The organism is Mycolicibacterium duvalii (genome assembly GCF_010726645.1).
Lineage (GTDB): Bacteria > Actinomycetota > Actinomycetes > Mycobacteriales > Mycobacteriaceae > Mycobacterium > Mycobacterium duvalii.
The window spans coordinates 1,293,489-1,318,387 of sequence record NZ_AP022563.1 but is presented as its reverse complement, the minus strand read 5'-3'; the positions used below and the strand labels follow the sequence as shown (position 1 = coordinate 1,318,387).

General features: G+C 69.5%; 26 protein-coding genes. 14 read left to right on the top strand and 12 right to left on the bottom strand.

The genetic code is table 11. From position 1 onward, the window contains the following. Positions 1 to 58 precede the first annotated feature (58 nt). The 5 genes from bfr to G6N31_RS06105 all read left to right on the top strand — a co-directional run bounded on the left by bfr (position 59) and on the right by G6N31_RS06105 (position 5,703). Positions 59 to 538 (top strand): bacterioferritin, encoded by a 480-nt coding sequence (bfr, locus tag G6N31_RS06125; RefSeq protein WP_098005360.1) that lies wholly within the window; start codon positions 59 to 61, stop codon positions 536 to 538. Between the two features lie 109 nt (positions 539 to 647). After that, a complete protein-coding gene (locus G6N31_RS06120; protein WP_098005362.1) occupies positions 648 to 2,702 on the top strand; it encodes an MDR family MFS transporter in 2,055 nt (684 codons plus the stop codon). Between the two features lie 41 nt (positions 2,703 to 2,743). Next, positions 2,744 to 3,226, top strand: a complete 483-nt coding sequence (locus G6N31_RS06115; protein WP_098005364.1) for a carboxymuconolactone decarboxylase family protein — start codon at positions 2,744 to 2,746, stop codon at positions 3,224 to 3,226. Between the two features lie 29 nt (positions 3,227 to 3,255). Continuing rightward, entirely contained in the window at positions 3,256 to 4,596 is a 1,341-nt protein-coding gene (locus tag G6N31_RS06110; RefSeq protein ID WP_098005366.1) for a type I glutamate--ammonia ligase, read from the top strand. Then, positions 4,597 to 5,703, top strand: a complete 1,107-nt coding sequence (locus tag G6N31_RS06105) for an amidohydrolase family protein (RefSeq protein WP_098005368.1) — start codon at positions 4,597 to 4,599, stop codon at positions 5,701 to 5,703. 4 nt (positions 5,704 to 5,707) lie between these two features. Here G6N31_RS06105 and G6N31_RS06100 read toward each other — a convergent pair whose 3' ends face one another. The 3 genes from G6N31_RS06100 to G6N31_RS06090 are packed head-to-tail and all read right to left on the bottom strand — an operon-like array spanning position 5,708 to position 9,709. Continuing rightward, positions 5,708 to 7,471, bottom strand: coding sequence for an N-acyl-D-amino-acid deacylase family protein (locus G6N31_RS06100; RefSeq protein WP_098005370.1), 1,764 nt, complete (start codon positions 7,469 to 7,471; stop codon positions 5,708 to 5,710). Positions 7,472 to 7,482: 11 nt separating this feature from the next. Then, positions 7,483 to 7,932: a nuclear transport factor 2 family protein gene (locus G6N31_RS06095; RefSeq protein ID WP_098005372.1), complete on the bottom strand. Its 450-nt coding sequence runs from the start codon at positions 7,930 to 7,932 to the stop codon at positions 7,483 to 7,485. After that, entirely contained in the window at positions 7,922 to 9,709 is a 1,788-nt protein-coding gene (locus tag G6N31_RS06090) for an N-acyl-D-amino-acid deacylase family protein (protein ID WP_098005374.1), read from the bottom strand. The genes G6N31_RS06095 and G6N31_RS06090 overlap by 11 nt, the downstream gene beginning before the upstream one ends. Before the next feature lie 109 nt (positions 9,710 to 9,818). Between G6N31_RS06090 and G6N31_RS06085 the strand changes: the two genes are divergently transcribed. From G6N31_RS06085 to G6N31_RS06070, 4 genes are all read left to right on the top strand, one after another. Next, a complete protein-coding gene (locus G6N31_RS06085) occupies positions 9,819 to 10,742 on the top strand; it encodes a dienelactone hydrolase family protein (protein ID WP_098005376.1) in 924 nt (307 codons plus the stop codon). Between the two features lie 83 nt (positions 10,743 to 10,825). Further along, positions 10,826 to 11,965: a glycosyltransferase gene (locus G6N31_RS06080; protein WP_098005378.1), complete on the top strand. Its 1,140-nt coding sequence runs from the start codon at positions 10,826 to 10,828 to the stop codon at positions 11,963 to 11,965. Position 11,966: 1 nt separating this feature from the next. Beyond that, a complete protein-coding gene (locus G6N31_RS06075) occupies positions 11,967 to 12,371 on the top strand; it encodes a hypothetical protein (protein WP_098005380.1) in 405 nt (134 codons plus the stop codon). Between the two features lie 81 nt (positions 12,372 to 12,452). Next, entirely contained in the window at positions 12,453 to 12,899 is a 447-nt protein-coding gene (locus G6N31_RS06070) for a hypothetical protein (protein WP_179964273.1), read from the top strand. 3 nt (positions 12,900 to 12,902) lie between these two features. Here the strand turns inward: G6N31_RS06070 and G6N31_RS06065 are convergent, their stop codons facing one another. From G6N31_RS06065 to G6N31_RS06050, 4 genes are read right to left on the bottom strand one after another with little or no spacing between them, the layout of a single operon-like run. Continuing rightward, positions 12,903 to 14,198, bottom strand: a complete 1,296-nt coding sequence (locus G6N31_RS06065; RefSeq protein WP_098005382.1) for a cytochrome P450 — start codon at positions 14,196 to 14,198, stop codon at positions 12,903 to 12,905. A 17-nt stretch (positions 14,199 to 14,215) separates the two neighbouring features. Continuing rightward, positions 14,216 to 14,611, bottom strand: coding sequence for a hypothetical protein (locus tag G6N31_RS06060; RefSeq protein ID WP_098005384.1), 396 nt, complete (start codon positions 14,609 to 14,611; stop codon positions 14,216 to 14,218). Between the two features lie 33 nt (positions 14,612 to 14,644). Then, on the bottom strand, positions 14,645 to 15,109 hold the full coding sequence (locus G6N31_RS06055) for an SRPBCC family protein (protein ID WP_098005386.1): 465 nt from the start codon (positions 15,107 to 15,109) through the stop codon (positions 14,645 to 14,647). Positions 15,110 to 15,117: 8 nt separating this feature from the next. Beyond that, entirely contained in the window at positions 15,118 to 15,336 is a 219-nt protein-coding gene (locus tag G6N31_RS06050; RefSeq protein WP_098005388.1) for an Rv3202a family protein, read from the bottom strand. A 194-nt stretch (positions 15,337 to 15,530) separates the two neighbouring features. Between G6N31_RS06050 and G6N31_RS06045 the strand changes: the two genes are divergently transcribed. Continuing rightward, entirely contained in the window at positions 15,531 to 16,415 is an 885-nt protein-coding gene (locus G6N31_RS06045) for a cyclopropane mycolic acid synthase family methyltransferase (RefSeq protein WP_098005389.1), read from the top strand. Here the strand turns inward: G6N31_RS06045 and speB are convergent. Beyond that, on the bottom strand, positions 16,412 to 17,470 hold the full coding sequence (speB, locus tag G6N31_RS06040; protein WP_098005391.1) for an agmatinase: 1,059 nt from the start codon (positions 17,468 to 17,470) through the stop codon (positions 16,412 to 16,414). The genes G6N31_RS06045 and speB overlap by 4 nt on opposite strands. 36 nt (positions 17,471 to 17,506) lie before the next feature. Further along, complete coding sequence (locus tag G6N31_RS06035) at positions 17,507 to 17,920, bottom strand: acyl-CoA thioesterase (RefSeq protein WP_179964272.1); 414 nt, start codon at positions 17,918 to 17,920, stop codon at positions 17,507 to 17,509. A gap of 37 nt (positions 17,921 to 17,957) precedes the next feature. On the opposite strand from G6N31_RS06035, the gene G6N31_RS06030 reads away from it, so the two are divergent. The 3 genes from G6N31_RS06030 to G6N31_RS06020 all read left to right on the top strand — a co-directional run bounded on the left by G6N31_RS06030 (position 17,958) and on the right by G6N31_RS06020 (position 20,361). Further along, the gene (locus tag G6N31_RS06030) at positions 17,958 to 18,908 is read left to right on the top strand and encodes a threonine ammonia-lyase (protein WP_098005395.1); all 951 of its coding nucleotides are present in this window, start codon (positions 17,958 to 17,960) and stop codon (positions 18,906 to 18,908) included. Continuing rightward, the gene (locus G6N31_RS06025; RefSeq protein ID WP_098005397.1) at positions 18,905 to 19,498 is read left to right on the top strand and encodes a Pr6Pr family membrane protein; all 594 of its coding nucleotides are present in this window, start codon (positions 18,905 to 18,907) and stop codon (positions 19,496 to 19,498) included. The genes G6N31_RS06030 and G6N31_RS06025 overlap by 4 nt, the downstream gene beginning before the upstream one ends. A gap of 155 nt (positions 19,499 to 19,653) precedes the next feature. Continuing rightward, positions 19,654 to 20,361, top strand: a complete 708-nt coding sequence (locus G6N31_RS06020; RefSeq protein WP_420091206.1) for a L,D-transpeptidase — start codon at positions 19,654 to 19,656, stop codon at positions 20,359 to 20,361. Positions 20,362 to 20,368: 7 nt separating this feature from the next. On the opposite strand, the gene G6N31_RS06015 is transcribed toward G6N31_RS06020, so the two are convergent. Beyond that, positions 20,369 to 20,788 (bottom strand): lipoprotein LpqH, encoded by a 420-nt coding sequence (locus G6N31_RS06015; RefSeq protein WP_098005400.1) that lies wholly within the window; start codon positions 20,786 to 20,788, stop codon positions 20,369 to 20,371. A 37-nt stretch (positions 20,789 to 20,825) separates the two neighbouring features. After that, positions 20,826 to 21,608 carry an acyl-CoA thioesterase gene (locus G6N31_RS06010; RefSeq protein WP_098005402.1) on the bottom strand — a complete coding sequence of 261 codons (783 nt, stop codon included), beginning with the start codon at positions 21,606 to 21,608 and terminating at the stop codon, positions 20,826 to 20,828. A 124-nt stretch (positions 21,609 to 21,732) separates the two neighbouring features. On the opposite strand from G6N31_RS06010, the gene G6N31_RS06005 reads away from it, so the two are divergent. Continuing rightward, entirely contained in the window at positions 21,733 to 24,048 is a 2,316-nt protein-coding gene (locus G6N31_RS06005) for a cadherin-like domain-containing protein (RefSeq protein WP_133117720.1), read from the top strand. Here the strand turns inward: G6N31_RS06005 and G6N31_RS06000 are convergent. Beyond that, a complete protein-coding gene (locus tag G6N31_RS06000; protein ID WP_098005404.1) occupies positions 24,045 to 24,827 on the bottom strand; it encodes a helix-turn-helix domain-containing protein in 783 nt (260 codons plus the stop codon). The genes G6N31_RS06005 and G6N31_RS06000 overlap by 4 nt on opposite strands. Positions 24,828 to 24,899: the final 72 nt, after the last annotated feature.

The window sequence follows — 24,899 nt, the reverse complement described above, 5'->3', positions numbered from 1 at the left end:
GCACACAGCCCGTGTAGATAGCGCACGCGATCAGCCCACCACGCCCTGAGGAGCGATCATGCAAGGCGATCCAGAGGTTCTGAAATTGCTCAACGAGCAATTGACCAGCGAATTGACGGCGATCAATCAGTATTTCCTGCATTCGAAAATGCAGGAGAACTGGGGATTCACCGAATTGGCTGAACACACCCGCAAAGAGTCATTCGAAGAAATGGTTCACGCGGAGGAGATCACCGATCGCATCCTGCTCCTCGACGGCCTCCCCAATTACCAGCGGCTGTTCTCTCTGCGCGTGGGACAGACGCTGCGTGAGCAGTTCGAGGCCGACCTGGCCATCGAGTACGAGGTGGTCGGGCGGCTGAAGCCGGGCATCCTGATGTGCCGGGAGAAGGGCGATGCGACCACGGCGACGCTGTTCGAGAAGATCCTCGCCGACGAGGAGTTGCACATCGACTATCTCGAGACCCAGCTCGAGTTGATGGGCAAGCTCGGCGACGAGCTGTACATGGCCCAGTGCGTCGCGCGTCCCCCGAAGTAGGGGTTCGGGTCCCGCGCCCGCGGGAATGAAACCTGCCGGAGCAGCGTAACTTCAATAGCTCATCTAACGATGAGGTGTGTGAAGTCCACGCTCGACCAGGAAGGCAGGTATGACGGCGTCTGCTGTACCCGACTCCGAGGTCGAGCCGGCCGCACCCACCCCGGTGAGCCCGCACCGTCGCAACATCATCTTCGGCGCGGTGGCGCTGGGCATGCTGCTGGCCGCGCTGGATCAGACGATCGTCGCAACGGCACTGCCCACCGTCGTCGCCGACCTGGGCGGGGCCGGGCACCAGTCCTGGGTGGTCACCAGCTATCTGCTGGCCTCGACGATCGTCTCCGCGATCGTCGGCAAGCTCGGGGATCTGTTCGGCCGCAAGGCGATCTTCGCCTCGGCCATCCTGTTCTTCCTGGCCGGGTCGGTGCTGTGCGGCATCTCGTCGTCGATGGAGATGCTGGTGGCCTCGCGCGCGCTGCAGGGCATCGGGGGCGGCGCATTGATGGTCACCGCGGCCGCCGTCATCGGCGAGGTGATCCCGTTGCGCGACCGCGGACGCTACCAGGGTGCATTGGGTGCGGTGTTCGGCGTCACCACGGTGGTCGGGCCGCTGCTGGGCGGCTACTTCACCGATCACCTGAGCTGGCGGTGGGCGTTCTGGATCAACGTGCCGATCGGCATCGTGGTGCTGGCCGTCGCGCTGGGCACGATCCCGGCGCTGAGCAGTCGCGGCAAGCCGGTCATCGACTACGCCGGCATCGTGCTGATCGGGCTCGGCGCTGCAGGTCTGACACTGGCCACCAGCTGGGGCGGCAGTACGTTCGCCTGGTCGTCGCCGACGATCATCGGCCTGTTCATCGGCTCGGCGATCGCTTTGGCGTTCTTCGTGTGGGCCGAGCTGCGCGCGACCGAACCGGTGCTGCCGATCCGGCTCTTCGCCAGCCCGGTGTTCACGGTCTGCTGCATGTTGTCGTTCATCGTCGGCTTCGCGATGCTCGGCGCGCTGACGTTCCTGCCCACCTTCATGCAGTTCGTCGACGGGGTCTCGGCGACCGAATCGGGCCTGCGCACGCTGCCGATGGTCGGTGGGCTGCTGCTCACCTCGATGGGCAGTGGCGTGCTGGTCAGCCGCACCGGACGCTACAAGATCTTCCCGGTGGTGGGGACCGCGGTGATGGTGGTGGGGTTCGTGCTGTTGTCCCGGATGGACGAGACGACCCCGATGCTGCAGCAGAGCGCGTATCTGTTCATCCTCGGCACCGGAATCGGGATGTGCATGCAGGTGCTGATTCTCATCGTGCAGAGCACCGCCAAGTTCTCCGACCTCGGCGTGGCCACCTCCGGGGTGACGTTCTTCCGCACCATCGGAAGCTCGTTCGGCGCCGCCATCTTCGGGTCGTTGTTCGCGAACTTCCTGCAGGCCCGCATCGGTCCCGCGCTGGCCGCCGGTGGCGCACCGCCCGAGGCGGCGGAGTCCCCCCAGGTGTTGCACCGCCTGCCCGACGCGGTTGCGGCACCGGTCGTGACCGCCTACGCCGACTCACTGGGCTTGGTGTTCCTGTGGGCGGCTCCGGTCGCGGTCATCGGGTTCTTCGTCGCGCTGACCCTCAAACAGGTTCCGCTGCAAGAGCTCGAGACCGGCGCTGCGCTGGACATGGGCGAGGGCTTCGCGATGCCGTCGTCCGATACCCCCGAGGAGATGCTGGAGACCGCGGTGGCGCGGCTCATCCGGCAGTCCCCGGACATCCGCCTGCGCAGCATCGCGGGCACCCGCGGGTGCGAGTCCGATGTGGCGCTGCTGTGGGCGTTGATCCAGATCTACCGCCAGAGCCAGGTGTTCGGCTCGGCGCGGCTGACCGAGATGGCCGAGCGGCTGCGGGTGCCGCCGGAGGTGCTGGCCCCGACCTTCGATCGCCTCGTCGAGTCCGGACATGCGCTGCGCACCGGTGACCAGCTGTGGCTGACCCAGTCGGGGGCACGTCAGGTCGACGTCACCTCCGCGGCACTGGTCAGCCGCATCGTGGCCAAGCTGGAGAGTTCACCGGCATTCGAAGGCCGTCCGGACCGCGCCGAGGTCGAAGCCGCGCTGGAGAAGATCGCGCAGCGGCTGCTGGTGCAGCGGGACTGGGAAGAGGACCGGGCCCCACTCGCGGTGGCCACTCGCTGACTTCCCCGCGATATGCAGACCCCCACGTAATATCGGAGCTCATGAGCCGAATCGGGGATTTCGCCGACGATGACGTGACCGGCTTCGCACAGAAGTCGCCCGACCTGGGCGCCGCGATGGCCCAGTTCAGCACCGCCGTCTACACCAAGAACAGGTTGCCGATGCGGGTCCGCGAGGCGGCTCGGATCGTCATCGCCCACGCCAACGAGTGCGTGGTGTGCCAGAACACCCGCGATTCCGCGGGCGAGGACAACGGCCTCACCGAGGAGTTCTACGACTACGCGACGCAATGGCGCACGTGGCCGGGGTACAGCGATGCCGAACGCATCGCGATGGAGTTCGCCCACCGGTTTGCCACCGATCACACCGCGCTGCGCGACGATGAGGACTTCTGGCGCCGTGCCGCAGCGCATTTCGACGACGAACTGCTGACCGACCTGGCCATCTCCTGCGCGATGTGGGTGGGGATGGGCCGCATGTTGCGCACCCTCGATATCGGTCAGACCTGCAAGATCACGCTGTAAGGACCACGCCGCGGCGGCACAATGGCCGGATGGCAGCCAAACCGCTCGCCGCTGCGGCCATCGCTCAACTCGAGGCCGACGGGGTCGCGACACTGATCGGCACCGTGGTCAATCCCGCGGGCCTGATCCACGCCAAGACGGTGCCGCTGCGCCGGATGGGCTCGTTCGCCGACCCCGGGCTGGGCGCCAGCCCGGTGTGGCACGTGTTCGCCATCGACCAGACGGGAATCGTGTTCAGCGAGGCCACCGGCGTCATCGGTGACCAACGCATCCGCATCGATCTCGGCGCACTGCGCATCCTGGGCGACGGATTGGCCTGGGCGCCGGGATCGTTCTACGGCCAGGACGGCGCGCCGGATCCGTACTGCACCCGCGGCGCGCTGCGCCGGGTGGAGGACACGTTGTCCGCAGCCGGGATCGAAGCGCTCGTCGGGCACGAGATCGAGTTCGTGCTCGTCGGCCCCGACGGCGCTGCGCTGCCCGGTCACCTGTGGGCTCAGTACGGTCTGGCCGGCGTTCTCGAGTTCGAGAACTTCGTCCGTGACGTCACCGCAGCCGCGACCGCGTCCAGCGTGGCCATCGAGCAGTTCCACCCCGAGTACGGTGTCAACCAGTTCGAGATCTCCCTGGCCCCGCAGCCGCCGGTCGCCGCGGCCGACCAGGTCACGCTGATGCGCATCATCATCGGACGCATCGCGCGCAAGTACGGAATGCGCGCCAGCCTGTCACCGGTGCCCTTCGCCGGCAGCGTCGGAAACGGTGCGCACCAACACTTCTCGCTGATGCGAGACGGAACGCCGCTGTTCTCGGGCGGCGACGGACCCGCCGGCATGACCGCCGACGGCGCGTCGGCGGTGGCCGGTGTGCTCGCCGGGCTGCGGGAGGCCCAAGGCGTGCTCAGCGGGTCCATCATGTCGGGGATGCGGATGCAGCCCGGGCAGTGGGCAGGCGCCTACGCCTGCTGGGGCACGGAGAACCGGGAAGCCGCGGTGCGATTCCTGTCCGGCGGAGCCGCCAACCCGTACGGCGCCAACGTCGAGGTCAAGATCATCGACCCGTCGGCGAACCCGTACCTGGCTTCGGCGGTGATCCTGGGTCTGGCGGCCGACGGCATCCGGCAGGGGGAGTCGCTGCCCGCCGAGGTGACCGTTGATCCGTCCAGTCTGACCGCCGACGCCGATGTGGCGGTGCTGGGCACCGACCAGTCGGCGATTCTCGAAGCGCTCGAGCATTCGTCGCGGATGCGCGCCATCCTGGGCGCGGCCGTCGTCGATGCCGTCGTCGCGGTCCGGCGCTACGAACAGCACCATTACGCGCACCTGGACGGCGACGCGCTGGCCGAGAAGTTCCGGCTGTCCTGGAGCGTGTGAGTGTCGGCCCTGCGAGACCACGCCGGGACCGTTCGGCTGGTCGACCACCATGTGCACGGCTGCTGGCTCTCGCCGGTGGGCCGGCACCGGTTCGAGAACGCGCTGAACGAGGCCAACACCGAGGCGGTGGCGTCCTTCGACTCGGCGTTCGACACCCAGCTCGGCTTCTCGGTACGCGCCCACTGCTCCGAAATGCTGGGCCTGGACCGCCATGTCGAGCCCGACGTCTACTGGGCAGCGCGCCGCACGATCCCCGAAGATGTCCTGGCGCAACGGTTCCTACGCGCTGCCGGGGTGTCGGATTGGATGGTGGACACCGGGTTCGCCGACGGCGTAGCCGGTATCGACGAACTCGCCGCGCTCGACTCCGGGCGGGTGCACGAGATCGTGCGGCTGGAGACCGTCGCCGAGCAGGCGGCCGCGGCACCCGGGGACTACGCCGCCGCGTTCGACGAGCTGCTGTGGCGACAGACCCGGACCGCGCTGGGCACGAAGTCGATTCTGGCCTACCGCGGCGGTTTTCCCGGTGACCTGTCCGAGCCGTCACCGGCCGAGGTCGCCGACGCGGCCGCCCGCTGGCGCGACGCGGGCGGGATGCGCTTGCGCGACCGGGTGTTGCTGCGGTTCGGGCTGCACCGGGCGCTGCGGCTGGGGAAACCGCTGCAGCTCCATGTCGGGTTCGGCGACCGCGACGCCGACCTGCACGCGGCCAATCCGACACACCTGATCGACTTCCTGCGCGGCAGCGGGGACACCCCGGTGCTGCTGCTGCACTGCTATCCCTACGAACGGGAAGCCGGGTATCTGGCGCAGGCGTTCAACAACGTCCACCTCGACGGCAGCCTGTCGATCCACCATCTCGGCGCCCGGTCGGCGGCGTTCGTCGGGCGTCTGCTGGAGCTCGCGCCGTTCCGTAAGATCCTCTACGCATCGGACGGGTTCGGTCCGGCCGAACTGCACTATCTGGGCGCCCGGCTGTGGCGCGCCGGGATCGCCACCACGCTGCAGGGCTTCGTCGACGCCGGAGAATGGAGTCAGCCCGACGCCGTCCGGGTGATCGACCTGATCGCCCACCGCAACGCCGAACGCGTCTACGGGCTGAGCTGAGCCCTCAGCGCACCCCGCGCAACAGCCGGCCCGGGCGGGCTCCGGTGTCGACGCCGTCCCGGCGGGTCACCACACCGCTGACCACCGTCGCGTCGTAGCCCGATGCGCTCTGGATCAGCCGCTGCCCGCCGGCGGGCAGGTCGTAGACCATCTTGGGGACGTCGAGACGCAGCGCGTCGGTGTCGATGACGTTGAGGTCGGCCTTCTTGCCCTCGGCGATCACGCCCCTGTCGGACAGCCCGAAAAGGGTTGCGGTGTCCAGGGTCTGCTTACGGATGACGTACTCGAGGGAGAACTTCGGACCGCGGTGGCGGTCACGGGCCCAATGGGTCAGCAGAAATGTCGGGTAGGAGGCGTCGCAGATCAGCCCGCAGTGCGCACCCCCGTCGGAGAGCCCCGACACCGCCGCCGGGTGGGTAATCATCTCGTAGATGGCGTCGTGATTACCCTCGGCGTAGTTGAAGAACGGCAGCATCAGCATCGCGGTGCCGTCGCCGTCGAGCATCAGGTCGTACAACGTCGCCAGAGGGGCCTCGCCGCGGCGCTCGGCGATCGCCGCGACCGTCTGATCGGGCGTCGGCTCGTAGTCGGGCGGATCGCCGATCGGGTAGATGCGGTCGAGACTGTGCTGAATCAGCGCGAACAACCCGTCGAACAACGGGAGCAGCTGCGGTGGCAGGTCGTCCTCGGCCAGAATGGCCGCGCGCACCGCCGGATCGGTCAGCCGCGCCGTGAGCTCCGCGGGCGCCAACTGCGCCTTGAGCTTGCGGTAGGTCGGCCGGTGGGTGAACGCGTGGTAGCCGGGGAAGCCGAACAACATGCCGAACGGCCGCGCGGCGAACTGTGCGTAGACCTCGATGCCGTTCTCCAGCGCCTTGCCCGCACGCTCGAGCTGAGCGCGCCACAGATCGGGGGCGCCGCCGGTCTGGATCATGGTGAACGACACAGGTCGTTCGATCTCGGCGCTGAGCTTGGTCATCCAGTCCATCTCGCGCATGCACGCCTCGGCCGGGCTCTCGCCGGCCGTGCCCTGCGGTGACACCTCGAAAACCGCGCGCCCGCCGGCAGCCATCGCGCGCCCGAGCCCGAACAGCTCGGCCTCGGCGGCGTAGGTGCCCGGGACCGGCTCACCGCTGATCGCGCGGTGCGCCTCGGTGCGCGAGGTGGAGAACCCCAGCGCACCGGCTTCGATCGCCTCGGTCACGATGCGCGCCATCGCGGCGATGTCGTCGGCGGTGGCCTCCTCGTTGCGGGCCCCGCGCTCTCCCATCGCATACCCGCGTACCGCGCCGTGGGCGATCTGCGTGCCGTAATCGACGGCTAGACTGCGCTTTTCGACGGCGTCGAGATATTCGGGAAAGCTCTCCCACTGCCAGGTGATGCCTTCGGCCAGCGCTGAGCCGGGGATGTCCTCGACGCCTTCCATCAGCTCGATCAGCCACTGTTCGCGGCCGGGGCGCACCGGGGCGAAACCCACCCCGCAATTGCCGCTGACCACGGTGGTCACGCCGTGCAGGCTCGACGGTTCCAGCGTCTCGTCCCAGCTGACCTGCCCGTCGTAGTGGGTGTGCACGTCGACGAAACCCGGTGCGACGATGCGTCCGGTCGCGTCGATCGTCTGCTCGGCGTCGGTCTGCAGGCCGGGGTCGTCGCCGCTGCGGCGGCGGACCTCGACGATGCGCCCGTCCTTGACGCCGATGTCGGCCCGGAAGCGTTGCGCGCCGGTGCCGTCGACGACGGTCCCCCCGGTGATCTTCAGATCGAGCATGGCGTTTCCTTTCAGACCAGTCCGGTGGCGTCGAACACCCAGCTCATGTCCGCGTTGGCGAAGTCCTCGAGCCAGGAGGGTGGCGCGTGGTTGGCCAGCGCCCCCATGTCCCAGTAGTCCTTCCACAGCGTGATCTTGCCGTCGGAGACCCGGTGCACGGAGACGAACGGCAGCAGCGCCGATTCCCCGGTGGGCCAACGCCATTGCTCACTGTGCTCGTACATCACGTCGACGCCGTTGCTGACCATCAGTCCCGGGAAGTTCTCGTAGGCCGCCAGCGGCGCGATGCCGATCTTCAACCGCTTGACGATGTCCTCGGGGCCGCGGGCCGCGGCGGCGGGTCCGACGGGTACGTCGAGGTAGATGCAGTCGGGGGCCAGGAAGGTCTGCAGCCGGTCCCAGTCGCGGTCCGACAGCGCCGCCCACAGGCCGGCGACGGTGGTCTCCGGATCAGCCGGCATCGGCGAGGTCCCCTTCCGACTGTGCGAGGGCGGGCGTGCGCTGGGCGACCCGCAGGAACTGTCCGGTCCGGCGCCGGCCCACCACGGCGGTCGGCGCACCGTCGAGGAAAACCGCCCGGCCGCCGACGAACACCGCCGACACGGTGGCGTCGTTGCGGTTGACCATCCGCGAGAGTCCGCCGTAGATGTCCACGGCGTCCTCGGCGTAGTCGTCGAGGCTCGCATCGAGACGATCGGGGTCGACGATCACCAGGTCGGCGCGGTCACCGACGCGCAGGTGGCCGGCGTCGATGCGGTACCAGTCGGCCAGCTCACCGGTCAGCCGGTGCACGGCATGCTCGACGGTCATGAAGGGCCGGCCGGCGCGTTCGGCGTCGCGGACGTGGCGCAGCAGGCGCAGTCCCATGTTGTAGAACGCCATGTTGCGCAGGTGCGCCCCGGCGTCGGAGAAGCCCATCTGCAGTCCCGCATCCCGGGCCATCTTCTGCAGGACTGCCGGCCGGTGGTTGGAGATCGTGGTGCGCCAGCGCAATTTTTTGCCGTGCTCGACCACCAGGTCCAGGAATGCGTCGACCGGGTGGATGCCGCGCTCGCGACCGACCTGACCGAACGACTTGCCGGTCACCGACCGGTCCGGGCAGCCGACGATCTCGGCGTCGAAGAAGTCGCGCTGCCACACGCGCACCCCGAGCTTGTTCTCGTAGTCCTTGCGGAACCTGCGTCGATATGTCCGGTCGCGCAGCATCTCGTTGCGCTCGACCTCGTCCTGCAGATGCAGCGCGGCCTCTCCGGCGCCGAACTCCTCGAAGATGACGAAGTCGATGCCGTCGGCGTAGACCTCGAACGGCACCGGCAGATGCTGCCAACGGAAGTTCCCACCGAGCCGGTTGACCAGCCGCGCCATCGGACCGAGCGCGCGCCAGGCCAGCGGATTGGTCTTCACATCGGCGGCCGAGAGCAGGCTGGTCTTGAGCGGCCGGCGGCGCAGGCCCAGCGACCGCAGCAGGTGCGACACCAGATTCGCCGGGTTCTCGATGTCGGGCGCGGACTGCAGCACCCGGCCGGACCGACGCAGCAGCGTGGTCAGCCGGCGCAGTTCCGTCCGCGCGGCGAACGTCGACGGCAACGTGCGGGAGCGGCACCGCTCGCCGTCGATCTTGTCGAAACGCAGCTGCAGCGAGGACATTCCGAGGAAGCCGGCGCGCAGCGCATCGGTCAGCAGGCCCTCCATCCGGGTCTGTTCGGCCGGGGTGGGCCGGACCTCGGCGCGGGTGGCGCGATCCAGACCCATGGTCGCGGCCCGAATGTCGGAGTGCCCGAGGAACGCCGCGAGATTCGGGCCGAGCGGCAGCGCCTCCAGCGCGCAGATGTACTCCTCGGCGCCGGTCCAGTTCCGGTGGCGCTCGACGGCCGAGATGACGTGATCGCGCGGAATGGCCTCGACTCGGCCGAAGATGTCACCGGCGGTCACCGCGTCGACATGGACCGTTGACAGCGAACAGGATCCGAGGACGACGGTGGTGACGCCGTGGCGCAGCGACTCCGTCAAGGCCGGACCGTCGAGGACTTCGACGTCGTAGTGGGTGTGGATGTCGATCATCCCGGGCAGCACCCACTTGCCGTGCGCATCGATCACCTGCGGGCATCCGGCCGCGTCGAGCTCGCCGGGGACCACCGCCACGATCTGCCCGTCGCGGATGCCGAGCGTGCGCACCGCCGACGGGGCGCCCGTGCCGTCGAACCAGCGGGCCCCCCGAATGATCGTGTCGTAGGTCACAGAGTCATCGAACAGTGCCCGCAGACAGGTGTCAATGACATCGCTGAACAGATTTCGAAGAATGTCTACTCCGGCCTGCGGTCGACGGCGGGCCAGGATAATCGACCCGGTGACGCCGCTGCAGCGCTATATCGCCGAGGAGATCGCCACCGACCACGTCGACGGTCTGATGTCACGCCGGGAGGCGCTGCGCCGGCTGGCCCTGCTCGGCGTCGGCGCGACTGCGGCCTCGGCGTTGATCGCCGCGTGCGGCCGCGATGACAGCGGGGAGGCGGGGGACCGCGGGGGGACCGCGGCGCCGGCGACGTCGCCGGCCTCCCCGGCCGCCGCGCCCCCCGGGATGGACGCGGCCCTGCCCACCACACCGGTGCAGTGGGCCGGCCCTTCCGGTGAACTGCAGGGCGCCTGGGCCGAAGCGCCCGACGCGCGCGGCGCGGTGCTGGTCATCCACGAGAACAAGGGCCTCAACGACTGGACCCGGTCGGTGGCGGGGCGGCTGGCCGGTGCCGGCTACTCCAGCCTGGCCGTCGACCTGCTCTCCGCACAGGGCGGCACCGCCACCTTCGCCGATCCCGCGGAGGCCACCGCAGCACTCGGCCGGCGTGACCCGGCCGACATGGTGGCCGACATCCGCTCCGGTCTCGCCGAGGTGGCGCGCCGCACCCCGGGCCGCAAGATCGCGGTGGTCGGCTTCTGCATGGGCGGTGGACTGGTCTGGCGCACGCTCGCCGCCGGCGCGCCCGAACTGGCCGCCGCCTTGCCGTTCTACGGCCCCACCCCCGACGACGCCGATTTCTCTAGCTCCCGCGACGTCGCGGTGCTGGCCTTCTACGGGGAGCTCGATCAACGGGTCAACGCCACCGAACCGGCCGCCCGGGCGGCGCTGCAGGAGGCCGGCCTGGTCCACGAGATCGTCATCGAGCCGGGCGCCAATCACGCGTTCTTCAACGACACCGGCGACCGGTACGACCCGGCCGCCGCAGCCGATGCCTGGCGTCGCTCACTGGACTGGCTGTCGGCCCACCTGACCTGACGGCACCGTCGCGAAACCCGCTGTTCGGCTGACCTTCTCCCGGACGTGGTCGCGCGCACACGCCCAGCGGCTTCGATGCGGGCATGCGGGTCGTCCAGGTCGCCAACTTCTACGGTCCCCGTTCGGGCGGGCTGCGGACCGCTGTGGACCGGCTGGGCGCGGAATACTGCCGCGCCGGGCACGATGTGTATCTCCTGGTGCCCGGAACGAACAGGGAACAGAGCAGGCTGACCTCGGGGGTCACCCGGATCACGCTGCCGGCCCGGCAGATTCCGCTCACCGGTGGCTATCGGGCGGTGTCTGTGTACCCGGTGATCGGCGAACTGGAGCGGCTGAGCCCGGATGCTCTGGAGGTTTCGGACCGGTTGACGCTGCGCCGCCTGGGCCGGTGGGGTCGCAGCCACGGGGTGTGGACGGTGATGATCTCCCACGAGCGGCTGGATCGCCTTGTCGGACAGGTGCTTCCCGACCGGTGGGCTCGCGGGATCGCCGACGCCGCCAACCGCCGCACCGCGGCCGACTACGACGCGGTCGTGTGCACCACCGCGTTCGCCCGTGAAGAGTTCACCCGCATCGGTGCCACCAATCTGTCCACGGTCCCGCTGGGCGTGGACCTGCACCAGTTCCACCCGAGCCGGTGGTCCCTGCCGGTCCGGCGGTACTGGGCGGGCGCCGGGCAGTTGCTGCTGGTGCACTGCGGACGGTTGTCGATCGAGAAGCACCCGCATCGCAGCATCGCCACGATCGCCGCGCTGCGCCGCTGGGGCATCGACGCGCGGCTGGTGGTCGTCGGGGAGGGGCCGCTGCGGGCGCGCCTGCAGCGGCAGGCGGTCGGGCTGCCCGTCGACTTCACCGGGCACATCGACTGCCGCGACACCGTGGCCGGCATCCTGGCCAGCGCCGATGTCGCGCTGGCACCCGGACCCCACGAGACTTTCGGGCTCGCCGCACTCGAGGCGCTGGCGTGTGGGACTCCCGCGGTGGTGTCACGGTCCTCCGCGCTGGCCGAGATCCTGACCGAGGACAGCGGCGCCGCCGCGGCCGACGACGCGGCGGCGCTGGCCCGGGCCGTCACCTCGATCCTGCGGCGTCCCGAACGGCTCCGCCGTCACGGCGCGCGCCGGCGCGCCGAACAGTTCAGCTGGACACGGTCGGGAGAGGCCATGTTGGCGGTACTGGACCCATTCGCCGCCCACCCGGCCACCGGTGGCCTAACATCCTGACATGGTGCGGATCCTGACGCTGCTGGCGGCCTGTGCGCTGGCATGGGCGCCGGCCGGCGGCCCGGCCGCTGCCCCCGCCGCAGCCCAGCCCGCGCCCACGGGGTGCGCCTATGAGCTCGCTGCTCCCCGGGTGGTCGACGTGTCCGGGACAGACATGGTCACCGCGACGGTGACGACCCGCGCATGCGACGGTGCGGTGACCTATCAGACGGTGGCCTGCCTTCAGGAGGCCGGCGGTCCCGGCGCGGGCAAGTGCGCCACCGGTAACGGCATCCTGCCCGCGCAGGTCTTCACGCCGTACCGGCCCGGCGCTGCGTACACCGCGACGGGCCGGGGATGCGCATCCAAGGGCAACCCGCCGCAGAAGATCTGCACCGAGACCGGGCCGCTGACCGCGACGCTGTGAGCGTTTAACGCCGCCGGTACCCGGGCATCCGTCGCATCATCGCGGCCGCCGCTGGTGCGGCCGGTTAGCGAAGGAGCCGGCATGGACAACACAGTGTGGATCATCGTCGCGATCGTCGTCGCGCTCGTCGTCCTGGGCGTCGTGGTGTTCCTGGCCAACAAGGCCCGGCATCGGCGGCGCACCGAGGAGGCCGACCGCATCCGCGCCGAGGTGGCCGAGGACAGCCAGCGGGTGGACCGCCAGGCCGCGCTCGCGCAGGAGGCCGAGGCCAAAGCCCGTGCCGCACAAGCCGAGGCCGACGCGAAGGCCGCCGAGGCAGCACGGCTCGCCGACACCGCGGCCAGCCGCCGCGAAACCGTCGACAGCGCCCGCGAACACATCGACTCCCGGCTCAGCCACGCCGACGAACTGGACCCGAGGGCCCGCAAGGACACCTCCGCCGACGCCGGTGCCCAGCCGCGCAACGACGCCGGGGCCCAGCCGCGCAACGACGCCGGAACCCAACCGCGTCCCGACGCGAGGCGCTGACCGTCAGCCCGGCGGCGTCCAGGACACGGGCAGCCGCTTGATCCCGTGAATGAACGCCGAATGCAGACGGTCGGGCTCGGCCGTCGCGGTCAGGTCGGGTACCCGCCGGTGCACCTCCTCGAAGGCCACCGTGATTTCGCGCCGCGCCAGATTCGCGCCGAGGCAGAAGTGCGCCCCGCCGCCTCCGAAACCCACGTGCGGGTTCGGGTTTCGCCGGACGTCGAACGTCCAGGGGTCGGCGAACTTGGTCTCGTCGCGATTGGCCGAGCCGTACCACAGCGTGAGCTTGTCGCCCTCGGCGATACGTACGCCGCCCAGTTCGACATCCCGGGTCGCGGTACGGCGCATATAGGCCACGGGGGAGGCCCAGCGGACGATCTCCTCGACCGCGGTGGGCGCCACCGCCGGGTAGTCGGCCCACCAGATGTCGCGCTGGTCGGGGTACCTGCTCAGTGCCAGCACCCCGTGGCTGATCGCGTTGCGGGTGGTCTCGTTGCCGGCCACCACCAGCAGGATGAAGAACGACGCAACCTCCGCCGAGGTGAGCCGCTCGCCGTCGAGTTCGGCTTGGACCAGGCTGGTGGTCAGGTCGTCGCGCGGATGGCTGCGCCGGGCGTCGGCCAGTTCGGAGGCGTACGCGCCGATGGCCATCGCCACCTCGATGAACTCGTCGAAGTCGGTGGCGATGTCGGGATCGCCGAACCCCAGAATGACGTTGGTCCAGTGGAAGATCCGCTGATGGTCAGCCGCGGGGATACCCATCATGTCGCAGATGATCTGCAGCGGCAGCGGCCCGGCGAGCGCAGTGACGATGTCGGCCTGCCCGTCCGGATGCTCGGCCACCATGTCCTCGACCAGTCGGCCCGCCCGGGCCCGCACCGAGTCCTCGATCAGCGCCAGCACCCGGGGCGTGAAGGCGCTGCGCACGATGTTGCGCAGGCGGGTGTGGCGGGGGTCGTCCATCGCGATCATCGAGCCGAAATACTCAGCCAGTTCCGGGGTCTGATCACCGATGGTGATCCCCAGCGCCGAGCTGAACAGCTCCGGATGGCGGCTGGCGTAGTGCACGTCGTCGTACCGCGTCAGCGCCCAGTGCCCGGCGATCTCGGCATCCCCGTCGGCGACGAACGCCTCGTGAAAGGAGATCGGGGCCTCGCGGCGCAGGGTGGCGAAGGCACCGTCGCGGATGTCGTCGTCGAGACCCCAGAAGTCCCAGGAGCCGAGATCGATGTCGGTCAGCGCGATGGCCGGCGGCGGGGCGCCGTTGATCCGCGGGATGATTCCGGTGCCCAAGCTCATACCGACCCAGGGTAGCTTCAGGGCCGGGACTCGTGACCTTTTCTGCCGGCGGTCCGGCGATCCTCTTTCATGCGCGATTCGTGCAGATGTCGTTGCCCGCCGACCAGTTCGTCACGCACGCGGCGCTCGTGGTCGCGGAACACGTTCCAGTAGGTGTCGTCGAACTCCTCGACGATCTGGAACGTCCAGCGTCCCTCGAGCACGTTGCGGCCCACCAGGTCGGCCTCGAGGCGTTCGGCCACAGCGTCGTTTCCGGTGTCGCGCAAGGCTTTACAGGCGTCTCCGACCAGCAGGTCGGCGCGACCCATGAGTTGATGGAACGCATAGAGGTGCCCGCGGGCGCGTTCGAGGTACTCCAGTCCCTCGGTCAGCTTGCCGACGGCATCGACGACTTCATCGCTTGGCTCGGTCACCGAAGCCAGATACCCGCCGGGGGCACCCGGCAATCACCCGGCCGGTGACGCTTCCACGACGTTCTTGATCCGGTGCAGGGTCGTGCGCATGTCGCGCAGATTGCGCCGGCGCCGCAGCTGACCGCCCGCCACGGCGAACACCGACATCAGCGGACTGGGGTTCAGCCGGAACGACTCGGTGACGTCGGTACCCGCCGCGGTGGGGGACAGGCGGTAGTGCCAGTTGTTCACCGCCCGGTCGCCGACGAGTACCTCGAAGCCGAACTCGCGGTCGGGCGCACAGGCCGTCACCCGGCACGTCGTCCAGTACACGGGTCCGATCTCGTTGCGCCGGACGTGACCGCGAAACCGTGCACCCAGCGCCGGGCCGGCGGCGCCGTCGAGCCACTCCGCCTCGAACGTCTCCGGCGAGAACCGGCCGATGTTCTCGACGTTGGCGACCAACTCCCAGATGCGGTCGGCGGGGGCGGCCATCGACACCGTGACCGATCCGTACAACGGGCTGTTCAGCGGTCGAACTCCGCGTCGTCGATCGGGACGTCGATGGACTGTTCCAGCAGATCGGCCTCATTGGCCTGCCAGTCCCGGTCGCGCGCGACCCGCTCGGCATCCGTGAAGACCCCTGCGTCCTCGGCATCGTCGGCCGACTGGTCGACCGGGATGTTCTGCTCGGCGACGTCGGCCTCGGGGGCGTCGTTCAGCGAGCCGGGGTCTGGTGTGGTCATTGCTCCCTCTCACGGTTGACGTGCGCGGTAGATCTCCACGATAGGCCGCTGCCGAAAGTACCCGCGCGCTGCCGAGCACGCAGATTTTCTCGCCGTACCATCTCGGGTAGTGTGCATAAACTGCGCAACGACGAGAGCGTCCTCAAACCGGCGGGGCCGTCAGTCGACCAGCAACGATTCCGAAGGCTTGTGACTTGCCAGAAACCAGCGACGGGGTGCGCGACCTGACCCCCCACTTCGAAGACGTCCAGTCGCACTACGACCTGTCGGACGACTTCTACCGGCTTTTCCTCGATCCCACGCAGACCTACAGCTGCGCCTACTTCGAGCGCGACGACATGTCGCTGGAAGAGGCGCAGCTCGCCAAGATCGACCTGTCGTTGGGCAAGTTGGGTCTGCAGCCCGGCATGACGCTGCTCGATGTGGGCTGCGGCTGGGGCGCGACCATCAAACGCGCCGTCGAGAAGTACGACGTCAACGTCATCGGCCTCACCCTGAGCCGCAATCAGCAGGCGCACGTGCAGCAGGTGCTCGACGGGCTGGACAGCCCGCGCACCAAGCAGGTGCTGCTGCAGGGCTGGGAGCAGTTCCGCGAGCCGGTGGACCGCATCGTGTCGATAGGCGCGTTCGAGCACTTCGGGCGGGACCGCTACGACGACTTCTTCTCGATGGCCTACCAGGCGTTGCCCGACGACGGGGTGATGATGCTGCACACCATCGTCAAGCCGGATGACGAGGAGTTCAAAGAGCGCGGACTACCGGTCACGATGACCAAGATCCGCTTCTTCAAGTTCATCATGGACGAGATCTTCCCGGGTGGGGATCTGCCCCAGCCGAGCAAGGTGCGCAGCCACGCCACCAAGGCCGGCTTCACCGTGGCCCGGGTACAGCCGCTGCGGCTGCACTACGCCCGCACCCTCGACCACTGGTCGGCGGCGCTGGAGGCACACAAGGACGAGGCCATCAGGATTCAGTCCCAAGAGGTCTACGACCGCTACATGAAGTACCTGACCGGCTGCGCCGACCTCTTCCGCGAGGGCTACACGGACGTCTGCCAGTTCACCCTGACCAAGGGCTAGCGAGCCCGGTCGTCTCGGCGGTAGGACCGCGCGGGCTGCCCGGGTTCGGCACCGGCGGCGTCCCGGCGCCGGGCGGCCATCCCGGCCAGCGCCTCGAACACCACCCGGTGGGCGGCATTGACCGTCAGCTCCGCGTGGTCGTAGGCCGGCGCGACCTCCACGACGTCCACCCCGGCGACGTCGTGCTCGTGACACAGCCGGCGCACCATCCGCAGCAGGTCGGCGCTGGTGATACCGCCCGGTTCGGGCGTTCCGGTGCCGGGCGCGTGCGCGGGGTCCAGCACGTCGATGTCGACCGAGACGTAGAGCTTGTCTGCTTTGGCGAGCGCTTCGGCGACGGCATCGGCCATGACGGCCTGGAACCCGCGCTCCCAGATCTCCTGCATGGTGTGCCAGGTCATGGCTTGCTCGCGCATCCACTCGAACGTGTCCTGCGGCGGCCAGTAGCCGCGCAGGCCGACCTGCACGAAGTGCGACCCCGGCACGGCGCCCGACTCGATCAGGCGCCGCATCGGGGTGCCGTGGCTGGCCAGATTGCCCTCGATCTCGTCTGCGGTGTCGGCGTGGGCGTCGAAGTGCACGATGCCGACGTTGCCGTAGCCGTGGACCTCCGCGACCGCGGTCGCCGCGGGCCAGGTGATCGAGTGGTCGCCGCCGAGGACCACCGGCACGATGCCGCGACTGGCCACGGCGTGGACCCGTTCGCGGATGTTGCGGTGTGACACCTCGGTGTTCCCGTGCGGGCAGTACGCGTCGCCGAAGTCGACGACCTCGAGCCAGTCGAAGATCTCCAGTCCCAGATCCATGTGGTACGTGCCGGGTTCGTAGGCGGTGGCCCGGATGGCGCGCGGACCGAACCGGGCGCCGGGGCGGTTGGTGGTGCCGATGTCGAACGGTGCGCCGACGATGGCCGCATCGGGCTTCCAGGCGTCGAGCGTGTCGACGTCGGTCAGAAACGGCCGGTGTCCGAACGACGCCATCCCGGCGTGGGCCAGGTCGAGCTGCTCGGCCATGCCGGGCGTGAGCTCCCTGCGGGGTGCGTGATCGTCGCCCATGCGCTGACCGTACCGGTCAGGCGGGCTTGCGCAGGCTCATCCGGGACCCAACACCGTCCGCAGGTGCTCGGGAACCGGTCGCTTGGCCCAGTCGGTGGTCGAAACCATGACGTAGACGTTGTGGCCCCGTACGGCGACGCGTTCTTCGGCATCCCCGGTGCGGGCGAGCACGGTGAAACCGATGGTGAAGCTGGTGGTGCCGATCCGGGTGCACTGCGCGGTCACCCGGACGGCGTCGCGCCATCGCACCGAGGTGACGAAATCGATCTCGGCGTGCACCACCTGGAAGTCCAGCCCGTCGGCCAGCAACACCGGGTACGCGATGCCCAGCGAGTCGAACAGGCCGGTGCAGGCCTCGTCGAACCACGTCAGGTAGTGCCCGTTGAAGACCACCCCCTGCTGGTCGACCTCGGCATACCGGGGCACGATCGCCAGCGAGAACTCGGTCACCCGCAACACCCTAGGACGCCGGGGCAGACTGGACCGCATGCAGCCGGTGACGATCGACGATGTGCACGCCGCGGCGGAGCGGGTGCGGCCCCACGTGGTGCGTACCCCGTTGGTGCCGGCGCTGTGGGGCGACCCGGACCGCCCGCTGTGGATCAAACCGGAGAGCCTGCAGCCGATCGGTGCGTTCAAGGTGCGCGGGGCGTTCAACGCGATCGCGGCGCTGACGGCCCGCGATCCGGAGGTCGCCGACGTCGTCGCGTATTCGAGCGGCAACCACGCCCAGGCGGTGGCCTACGCGGCGGCCGTGTTCGGCCTGCGGGCCCACATCGTCATGCCCGAGGAGACCCCGGCCATCAAGGTCGAGGCCACCCGTACCCGCGGGGCGCGGGTGGTGCTGTGCGGGGCGGGACAACGCGAGCAGGTGGCCGCCGCGGTCGCCGCCGAGACCGGCGCGGTGATGATCCCGCCGTTCGACCATCCCCACGTCATCGCCGGGCAGGGCACCGTGGGCCTGGAGATCGCCGAGGATCTGCCCGACGTGCGTAACGTGCTGGTCCCGGTCAGCGGTGGGGGCTTGTGCTCCGGCGTCGGTGTGGCGATCCGCGCACTGTGCCCGCAGGCCCAGGTGTTCGGCGTCGAACCCGAGCTCGCCGCCGACACCGCCGAGGCCCTGCGGCTCGGCCACCGAGTCGACTGGCCGATCGAAGACCGTAACCGCACGATCGCCGACGGTCTGCGCTCGCAGCCGTCGGATCTCACGTTCGCACACCTCCAGATGGTGGTGGACGGGATGATCACCGTCTCCGAGGACGAGATCCGTTCGGCGGTACGCGAGTTCGCGGTGGCAGGTCACCTGGTCAGCGAGCCGAGCGGGGCGGTGGGGCTGGCCGCCTACCGGCGGGGCGTCACGCCGCCGGGGGCGACGGTCGTGGTGCTCTCCGGCGGGAACATCGACCCACGGCTGCTCCTCGAGGTCCTCGCCGGATGAGCCTGCGCGTCGCGCTGCGGATCGCGATCATCGGCTGTGTCGCGGCGGCGCTGCTGCTGGTGGAGCTGACCTCGGGCCGCGGGGTGGGCTGGCGGCTGATCACCTTCACCTACCAGGCGAATCTGCTGGCCGCGGCGTACTACCTGTGGACGCTGCTGGCGCCTCGCGCCGACGCCCGGATCGGTTTCCGTGGCGCGGTGGTGCTCTACGTGGTGATGGCCGGGCTGATCTGGAATCTTTTCCTGACCGAGCACAGCATGGGGTACACGCCCGCGAACTTCCTGCTGCACGTCGGGGTGCCGCTGTTGGCGCTCGCGGACTGGCTGCTCGTCGGCCGCGGCCTGGTCCCGGTGCCGTGGTGGCAGCCGGTGGCCTGGTTGACCTATCCGGCGGCCTACCTGGTGCTGGCGCTGCTGGTGCTCAACCAGGCGGGCCGGCGCGCACCGTATTTCTTCCTCGACCCGGCCAGCGTCGGCCCGGCCGCGGTCGCGATGAACGTCGCGGCGCTCTCCGCCTGTGTCCTGGGCCTGGGTTACATGTTGCTGGCGGTGCACCGCGGCGCCGTGACCGTCCGCGCGGACACGTCATGAAACGTTCAGCACCATCGGATCGATAAGCACATATAGGCCCTGTGACAGACACGTAGGATGGGAATGTGCTGAGACACCGTCTGCAGCAAGTCGGTTCGCTGACCGCTGGCTCGCGCCCGCTGGTGCTCGCTTTCTGCGCGGCGTTGATCGCGAGCCTGTCGATCGCCGCCCCGGTCGCCGGCGCAGCCGCCGGCAGCGCCGCGGGTCTGCGCGTAGTTGATGTGTCACCGGGACCGGACCGGCCCGTCGGTGTCGCGCATCCGGTCACCGTCACGTTCAGCAAGGGCGTCACCGACCGCTGGGCGGTCGAACGGTCCCTTGACGTCCGTCCCGCCGGCGCTCCCGCCTCGATGCCGGGGGAGGTGACCTGGCTCGACGACCGCACCGCGGAGTGGGCGCCCGGCGAATTCTTCCCCGCGCACTCCCGGATCGACGTCAGCGTCGGCGGGTTCGCCACCAGCTTCCAGACCGGCTCGTCGGTCGTCAGCGTCGCCGACATCAGCGCCTACTCGTTCACCGTCAGCATCGACGGAGTGGTGGCCCGGGAGATGCCGGCATCGATGGGCAAGGCGAAGTTCCCGACCCCGACCGGCCGCTTCACCGCGCTGTCCAAAGAACGCAACGTCACGTTCGACTCGCGCACCATCGGTATCCCGCTGGACGACCCGGAGGGCTACCTCATCAAAGGCGAATACGGGGTCCGCGTGACCTGGGGCGGCGTGTACGTGCACTCAGCGCCCTGGTCGGTGGGGTCGCAGGGCTACGCCAACGTCAGCCACGGCTGCATCAATCTCAGCCCCGCCAACGCCGCCTGGTATTTCGACACCGTCCGCGTCGGCGACCCGATCATCGTCCAGGCCTGACCGCCGCTCAGCAGTCGGTCTCGATCCGGAACCGGGCGCTGACCGCCTCGCTGGGCCTGTCGGTGAAGTTGCCGTCCGCGGTCCCGGTGATCGTGTAGCGCCCGTTCTCGCCGGTGGCCTCGGCCTCTCCGATGTTGTCCACCCAGAACGCCCCGCTGAAGCCGCCAAAGTCCCTGAACTGGACCGATTTCGCGGTGACGGCCCCGCCGGTTTCCAGCACGGCCGTGAAACCCGGGTCCTCGCCGGGGGTTTCGACGTACCAGGACCACCCGGACTGTTGGCAGCGCACCGGCTGAGTGCCGTTGACCTGCTCGCCGTCGATCGTGACAGTGGCCGTCGTGCCGCCCAGCGCCGGCTCGGGCGTCGAGCATGCCGCCACGCACAGCGTCATTCCGGCAGCAACCACCAGCAGTCGTCGGGTCCTCATGAGCGTTGACTGTATTCGGTGGACCGCCCTGAGTGCGTCAGATCCGCCAGAGCGACTCTTGGGCCACGCTGGCCACCAGCGTGCCGTCCTGGGCCACGATGGAGCCGCGGGCCAGGCCGCGGGCGTCGCTGTGGCTGACGGCCTCGGCGTCGTAGAGATGCCACCCGCCCAGATCGATCGGGCGGTGAAACCACACCGCGTGGTCGAGGCTGGCGGCCCCGCCGGGCCCGGGACCCGGCGACCCGCCCGGCGGGCGGGCGGTCGCGACCAGACCGACATCGGAGATGAAGGTCAAAGCGCAGGCTCGCAGCAGCGGGTCATCCTCGATGGGCTCGCGACTGCGGAACCACATCGGTTGCAGGGGCCAGTCGTCCATGCCCGCCGGGCCGCTGCGCACCTCGAAGTGATCGGCCCACTGCTCCGGCAGTCCGGTCGCCTTCGTCGCACCCGACCAGGCGAACGCGGGCCGGTCGGCCCGCTGCCAGTCCGTCGTGGGTTCCGACCGGTGAAACGAGGCCAGCATCTCGAAGATCGGGACGCCGTCCTGGCTGGCGGTCACCCGCCGGGTGTTGAACGACTTGCCGTCGCGGGTGCATTCGACGACGTACTCCACATCCACGCCCACGCGGCCACCCTTGATGAAGTACGCGTGCAGCGACTGCGGTAGCCGGGCCGGGTCGACAGTGGCACCGGCCGCCGCCAGGGCCTGCGCGGCGATCAACCCGCCGAAGAGGCGGTTCCCGGCGCCGAAAGTCGCTGTGGTACGGAACACTTCGCCGTCGCCGTCGAGGCGTACCAGGTCGGCGATCCAGCTCGGCATAACCCTCCGTCGGTGGCAGGTGGATGCGGTCGACACATCGTAGAGGGTTAGCCCGGGTTTCCTGATTCGACCGTGCCCGGCTAACCCCGGGACTACCGTCAGCAAGAAGTGGGAGGGGGTCGACGTGTCAGCTCAGCAACGCATCGGATGGGTCACCGGCGTGTCGGTGTCGGCGGGCCTCGGGGCAGCGGTGCTGCTCGGAGGCGCCGGGACCGCGGCCGCGGACTCCGCACCGTCCTCCCGGTCGTCTGAATCGTCGTCTTCTTCCGCATCGCCGGCGGCGTCGGGGACGGCCCCCGAGCGGTCCACCGCCGAGAGAACCAAACGGACCCGCGACCGATCCGACCGCGCAGAGCGGCGTAGAAGCACCGGTGCGCAGGAACTTTCAGCAGCCCAAGAGTTCCGCGCCTTACGCGCCGACCGCACAGACAGCGCCGACGCCGCCGACGATATGGTGCCAGCGACCGCTACCGCGCCCACCGAGGCGTCCAACGCGGCGCCCGAGGTGGCCACCACGGTGGAGCGGCCGGACCCGCTGACCGGCGTCACGCGGGTCACCGTCACCGGGACGGACCCGGACTCCGACGAGCTGACCTACACAGCTACCTCGCCGCGGTTGGGCCGGGTGAGCGGTGACGGCAGCGGCGCCTTCACCTACACCCCGACGCCGTTCGCCCGGGTGCTGGCCCGGATCCTGCCGGTCATCAGATCCGACCGGTTCACCGTGACCGTCAGCGACGGCCGCGGCGGACGGACCCCGGCGACGGTGACCGTCACTCTGGTTCCGCTCAACCGTGCACCGAGGTCCCGTCCGGCGACCGTACACGCGCCGGCACCGGCGACCGGGACCATCACCGGGAGAGCCCGCGCCGTCGACCCCGATCGCGACCGGCTGACCTACCTGGTCTCGACCACCGAGACCGGCAGGGGCACCGTCACCGTCCGCGGCGACGGCACTTTCACCTATGTGCCGAGCGCCGCGGCCCGCCACCGGGCCGCGGCAGATGCCGCGTCGCCGGCCGACCGCATCGACACGTTCCGGATCACCGTCACCGATGTCTTCGGCGCCGTGACCGAGATCCCGGTCGCGGTGACGATCAGTCCGTTCAACACCGCACCGACCGGCGTCGCCACCGCCGACGTTGCCGACCCGGCGAGCGGAGTCGTCACCGGACGGGTGCTCGGCAGCGATGACGACGGCGACGATCTGGTCTACCGCGCCACGACGACGGCGGCCAGGGGAGTCGTCGTCATGGGCGATGACGGCGTCTTCACCTACACACCCAGCGAGTCCGCGCGACGCCTGGCGGCCTCGATGTACGCCACTCCGGCATTGCGCTCCGACACCGTCACGGTGACGATCACCGACAGCCACGGCGGAACCACTGTCGTCCCGGTCCGCGTCGCCGTCAGCCCGGACCCTCAGGCACCGGCCACCGTGGCGCCGTCCACGTTCTGCGGGTGCACGATGATGCCCGCCGACACGATCTTCCACGCCGACATCCGCCACCGGCCCCGGCTGGCCGAAACGGACAGCTGGATCGAGCTGCTCGGCGGCAGCCGGGGTGCGACCATGGGTGCCAGCTGGGGCGGCGCGGAGTGGATGGGCAGCACCGCCGGCATCCCGGTCAACGTCGTCGGTCCCGATCACCCGACCGAAACAGTGGTCTTCAACCGCGGCTACTCGACATCGGGTCCGGGCATCGACGACCGGCCCTACGCCATCCCGCACCGCCCGCTCGTCGAGGGCATGCCCTCCTATCCCGCCTGGGACCGCCACCTGTTCGTGTTCCAAGAGGGAACCTGCATCTCGCAGGAGCTGATCAACGTCGCCAACGGTGTCGAACTGCCCGGCGCCGGCATCCTCGACATCCTGGGCAACGCGGTCTACCGGTCGATCTGGGGGTCGACGTGGATCGCCCAGGGCGGCGTGCAGTACGACATGAGCTCGTCGTTGTATCCCGCCATCGGCTACGCCAACGCCGCGCACCTGCCGCAGGTGCCGTTGATGGTGCGCCCCGACGACATCCAGCGCGGCTACATCGATCACATGCTGGGCATGACCATCGCCAAAGACGTTGGCGCGGGCTATGTCTGGCCCGCCCGCGCCGGGGACGGCACCGGCACCGAGGGCATCCCGATGGGCATGGTCTTCCGGTTGCGCGACGACATCGACCTGCGCGGCTACGCCGAGTCGACCCAGACGGTGCTGCGTGCCCTGCAGGTGCACGGCGCGGTCATCTACGACTCGCGCGCCCCGGGCGGAGACGGTCTGAAGCTCGCCGGAATGAGCAACGGGTGGGAGGACGTGGAAGGCTTCGACGTCAAGGAGATGCAGCGTGAACTGAGCTCGATCCCGGTGCAGTGGTTCGACGCCGTCGACGTCGTCGGCATGGCCGCCGACCCCACCCTCGGCTGGCAGGTGACCACCACCACTTAACCAGCTCCCAACGCGGCGGCGGTGGCTTCATCGGCGGGCAGGAACGCCTCGATGCTCAGTTCGGCGGCGGTGAGATCGAGCGCGGTACCGAAGGTGGTCACCGTGCTGAGGAAACTCAGCCGGCGCCCGTCGGTTGTCTCCAGTTGCAGCGGCACCGCAACCCCGCCAAGATCCTGCCGTTCGTCGAAACCTCCCGGGTAGGAATCCAATTCGTCGACCAACGCCGATAGTTCGGCAGAGTCGTCGGCGGCGGCCTCGCGGCGCAGGCGAGCCAGCAGATGGGTCCGCCACTGGGCGAGGTTGTGGATGCGGGGCGCCAGCCCGTCCGGGTGCAGGGCTATCCGTAGTGCATTGGGCGCCTCGAGCAGAACCGGCGCGACGCCGTCGAGCAGGACCGCGGCACCGGGATTGGCCTGCAGGATCATCCAGTGCCGGTCGACGGCGATGCACGGGTAGGGGTGATAGGCATCCAGGACCGACTGCACCCCGCGGCGCACGGCGGCCATGTCCGGCTCGTCGAGTGACCGCTCCGCGTAGGCGGGCGCCAACCCGGCAGCGGTGAGCAGCCGGTTCTGGTCGCGGGGCGGAACTTCGAGCACCGCGGCCAGTCTGAGCACCATGGGGCGGCTCGGCGCCGAACGGCCGGTCTCGAGGAAGCTCAGGTGGCGCGCCGAGACGTCGGACCGGATACCCAACTCCAGCTGACTGAGCCCGCGGCGTCGCCGCCAGCCCCGCAGCAGCAGACCGAACGACGTTTGGCGGGATTCGAGCACCGTCATCACCTCAGTGTCGCCGGGGGAGGGCCCTCAAACCATTACCTGCCGGGTAATTGCGGTGCCTACCTCGCCGCG

Bases quoted from the DNA above. Each gene is read 5' to 3' on its own strand.
- bfr (WP_098005360.1), top strand. From the start codon at position 59: ATGCAAGGCGATCCAGAGGTTCTGAAATTGCTCAACGAGCAATTGACC.
- G6N31_RS06120 (WP_098005362.1), top strand. From the start codon at position 648: ATGACGGCGTCTGCTGTACCCGACTCCGAGGTCGAGCCGGCCGCACCC.
- G6N31_RS06115 (WP_098005364.1), top strand. From the start codon at position 2,744: ATGAGCCGAATCGGGGATTTCGCCGACGATGACGTGACCGGCTTCGCA.
- G6N31_RS06110 (WP_098005366.1), top strand. From the start codon at position 3,256: ATGGCAGCCAAACCGCTCGCCGCTGCGGCCATCGCTCAACTCGAGGCC.
- G6N31_RS06100 (WP_098005370.1), bottom strand. From the start codon at position 7,471: ATGCTCGATCTGAAGATCACCGGGGGGACCGTCGTCGACGGCACCGGC.
- G6N31_RS06095 (WP_098005372.1), bottom strand. From the start codon at position 7,932: ATGCCGGCTGATCCGGAGACCACCGTCGCCGGCCTGTGGGCGGCGCTG.
- G6N31_RS06080 (WP_098005378.1), top strand. From the start codon at position 10,826: ATGCGGGTCGTCCAGGTCGCCAACTTCTACGGTCCCCGTTCGGGCGGG.
- G6N31_RS06075 (WP_098005380.1), top strand. From the start codon at position 11,967: ATGGTGCGGATCCTGACGCTGCTGGCGGCCTGTGCGCTGGCATGGGCG.
- G6N31_RS06070 (WP_179964273.1), top strand. From the start codon at position 12,453: ATGGACAACACAGTGTGGATCATCGTCGCGATCGTCGTCGCGCTCGTC.
- G6N31_RS06065 (WP_098005382.1), bottom strand. From the start codon at position 14,198: ATGAGCTTGGGCACCGGAATCATCCCGCGGATCAACGGCGCCCCGCCG.
- G6N31_RS06050 (WP_098005388.1), bottom strand. From the start codon at position 15,336: ATGACCACACCAGACCCCGGCTCGCTGAACGACGCCCCCGAGGCCGAC.
- speB (WP_098005391.1), bottom strand. From the start codon at position 17,470: ATGGGCGACGATCACGCACCCCGCAGGGAGCTCACGCCCGGCATGGCC.
- G6N31_RS06030 (WP_098005395.1), top strand. From the start codon at position 17,958: ATGCAGCCGGTGACGATCGACGATGTGCACGCCGCGGCGGAGCGGGTG.
- G6N31_RS06025 (WP_098005397.1), top strand. From the start codon at position 18,905: ATGAGCCTGCGCGTCGCGCTGCGGATCGCGATCATCGGCTGTGTCGCG.
- G6N31_RS06015 (WP_098005400.1), bottom strand. From the start codon at position 20,788: ATGAGGACCCGACGACTGCTGGTGGTTGCTGCCGGAATGACGCTGTGC.
- G6N31_RS06010 (WP_098005402.1), bottom strand. From the start codon at position 21,608: ATGCCGAGCTGGATCGCCGACCTGGTACGCCTCGACGGCGACGGCGAA.
- G6N31_RS06000 (WP_098005404.1), bottom strand. From the start codon at position 24,827: ATGACGGTGCTCGAATCCCGCCAAACGTCGTTCGGTCTGCTGCTGCGG.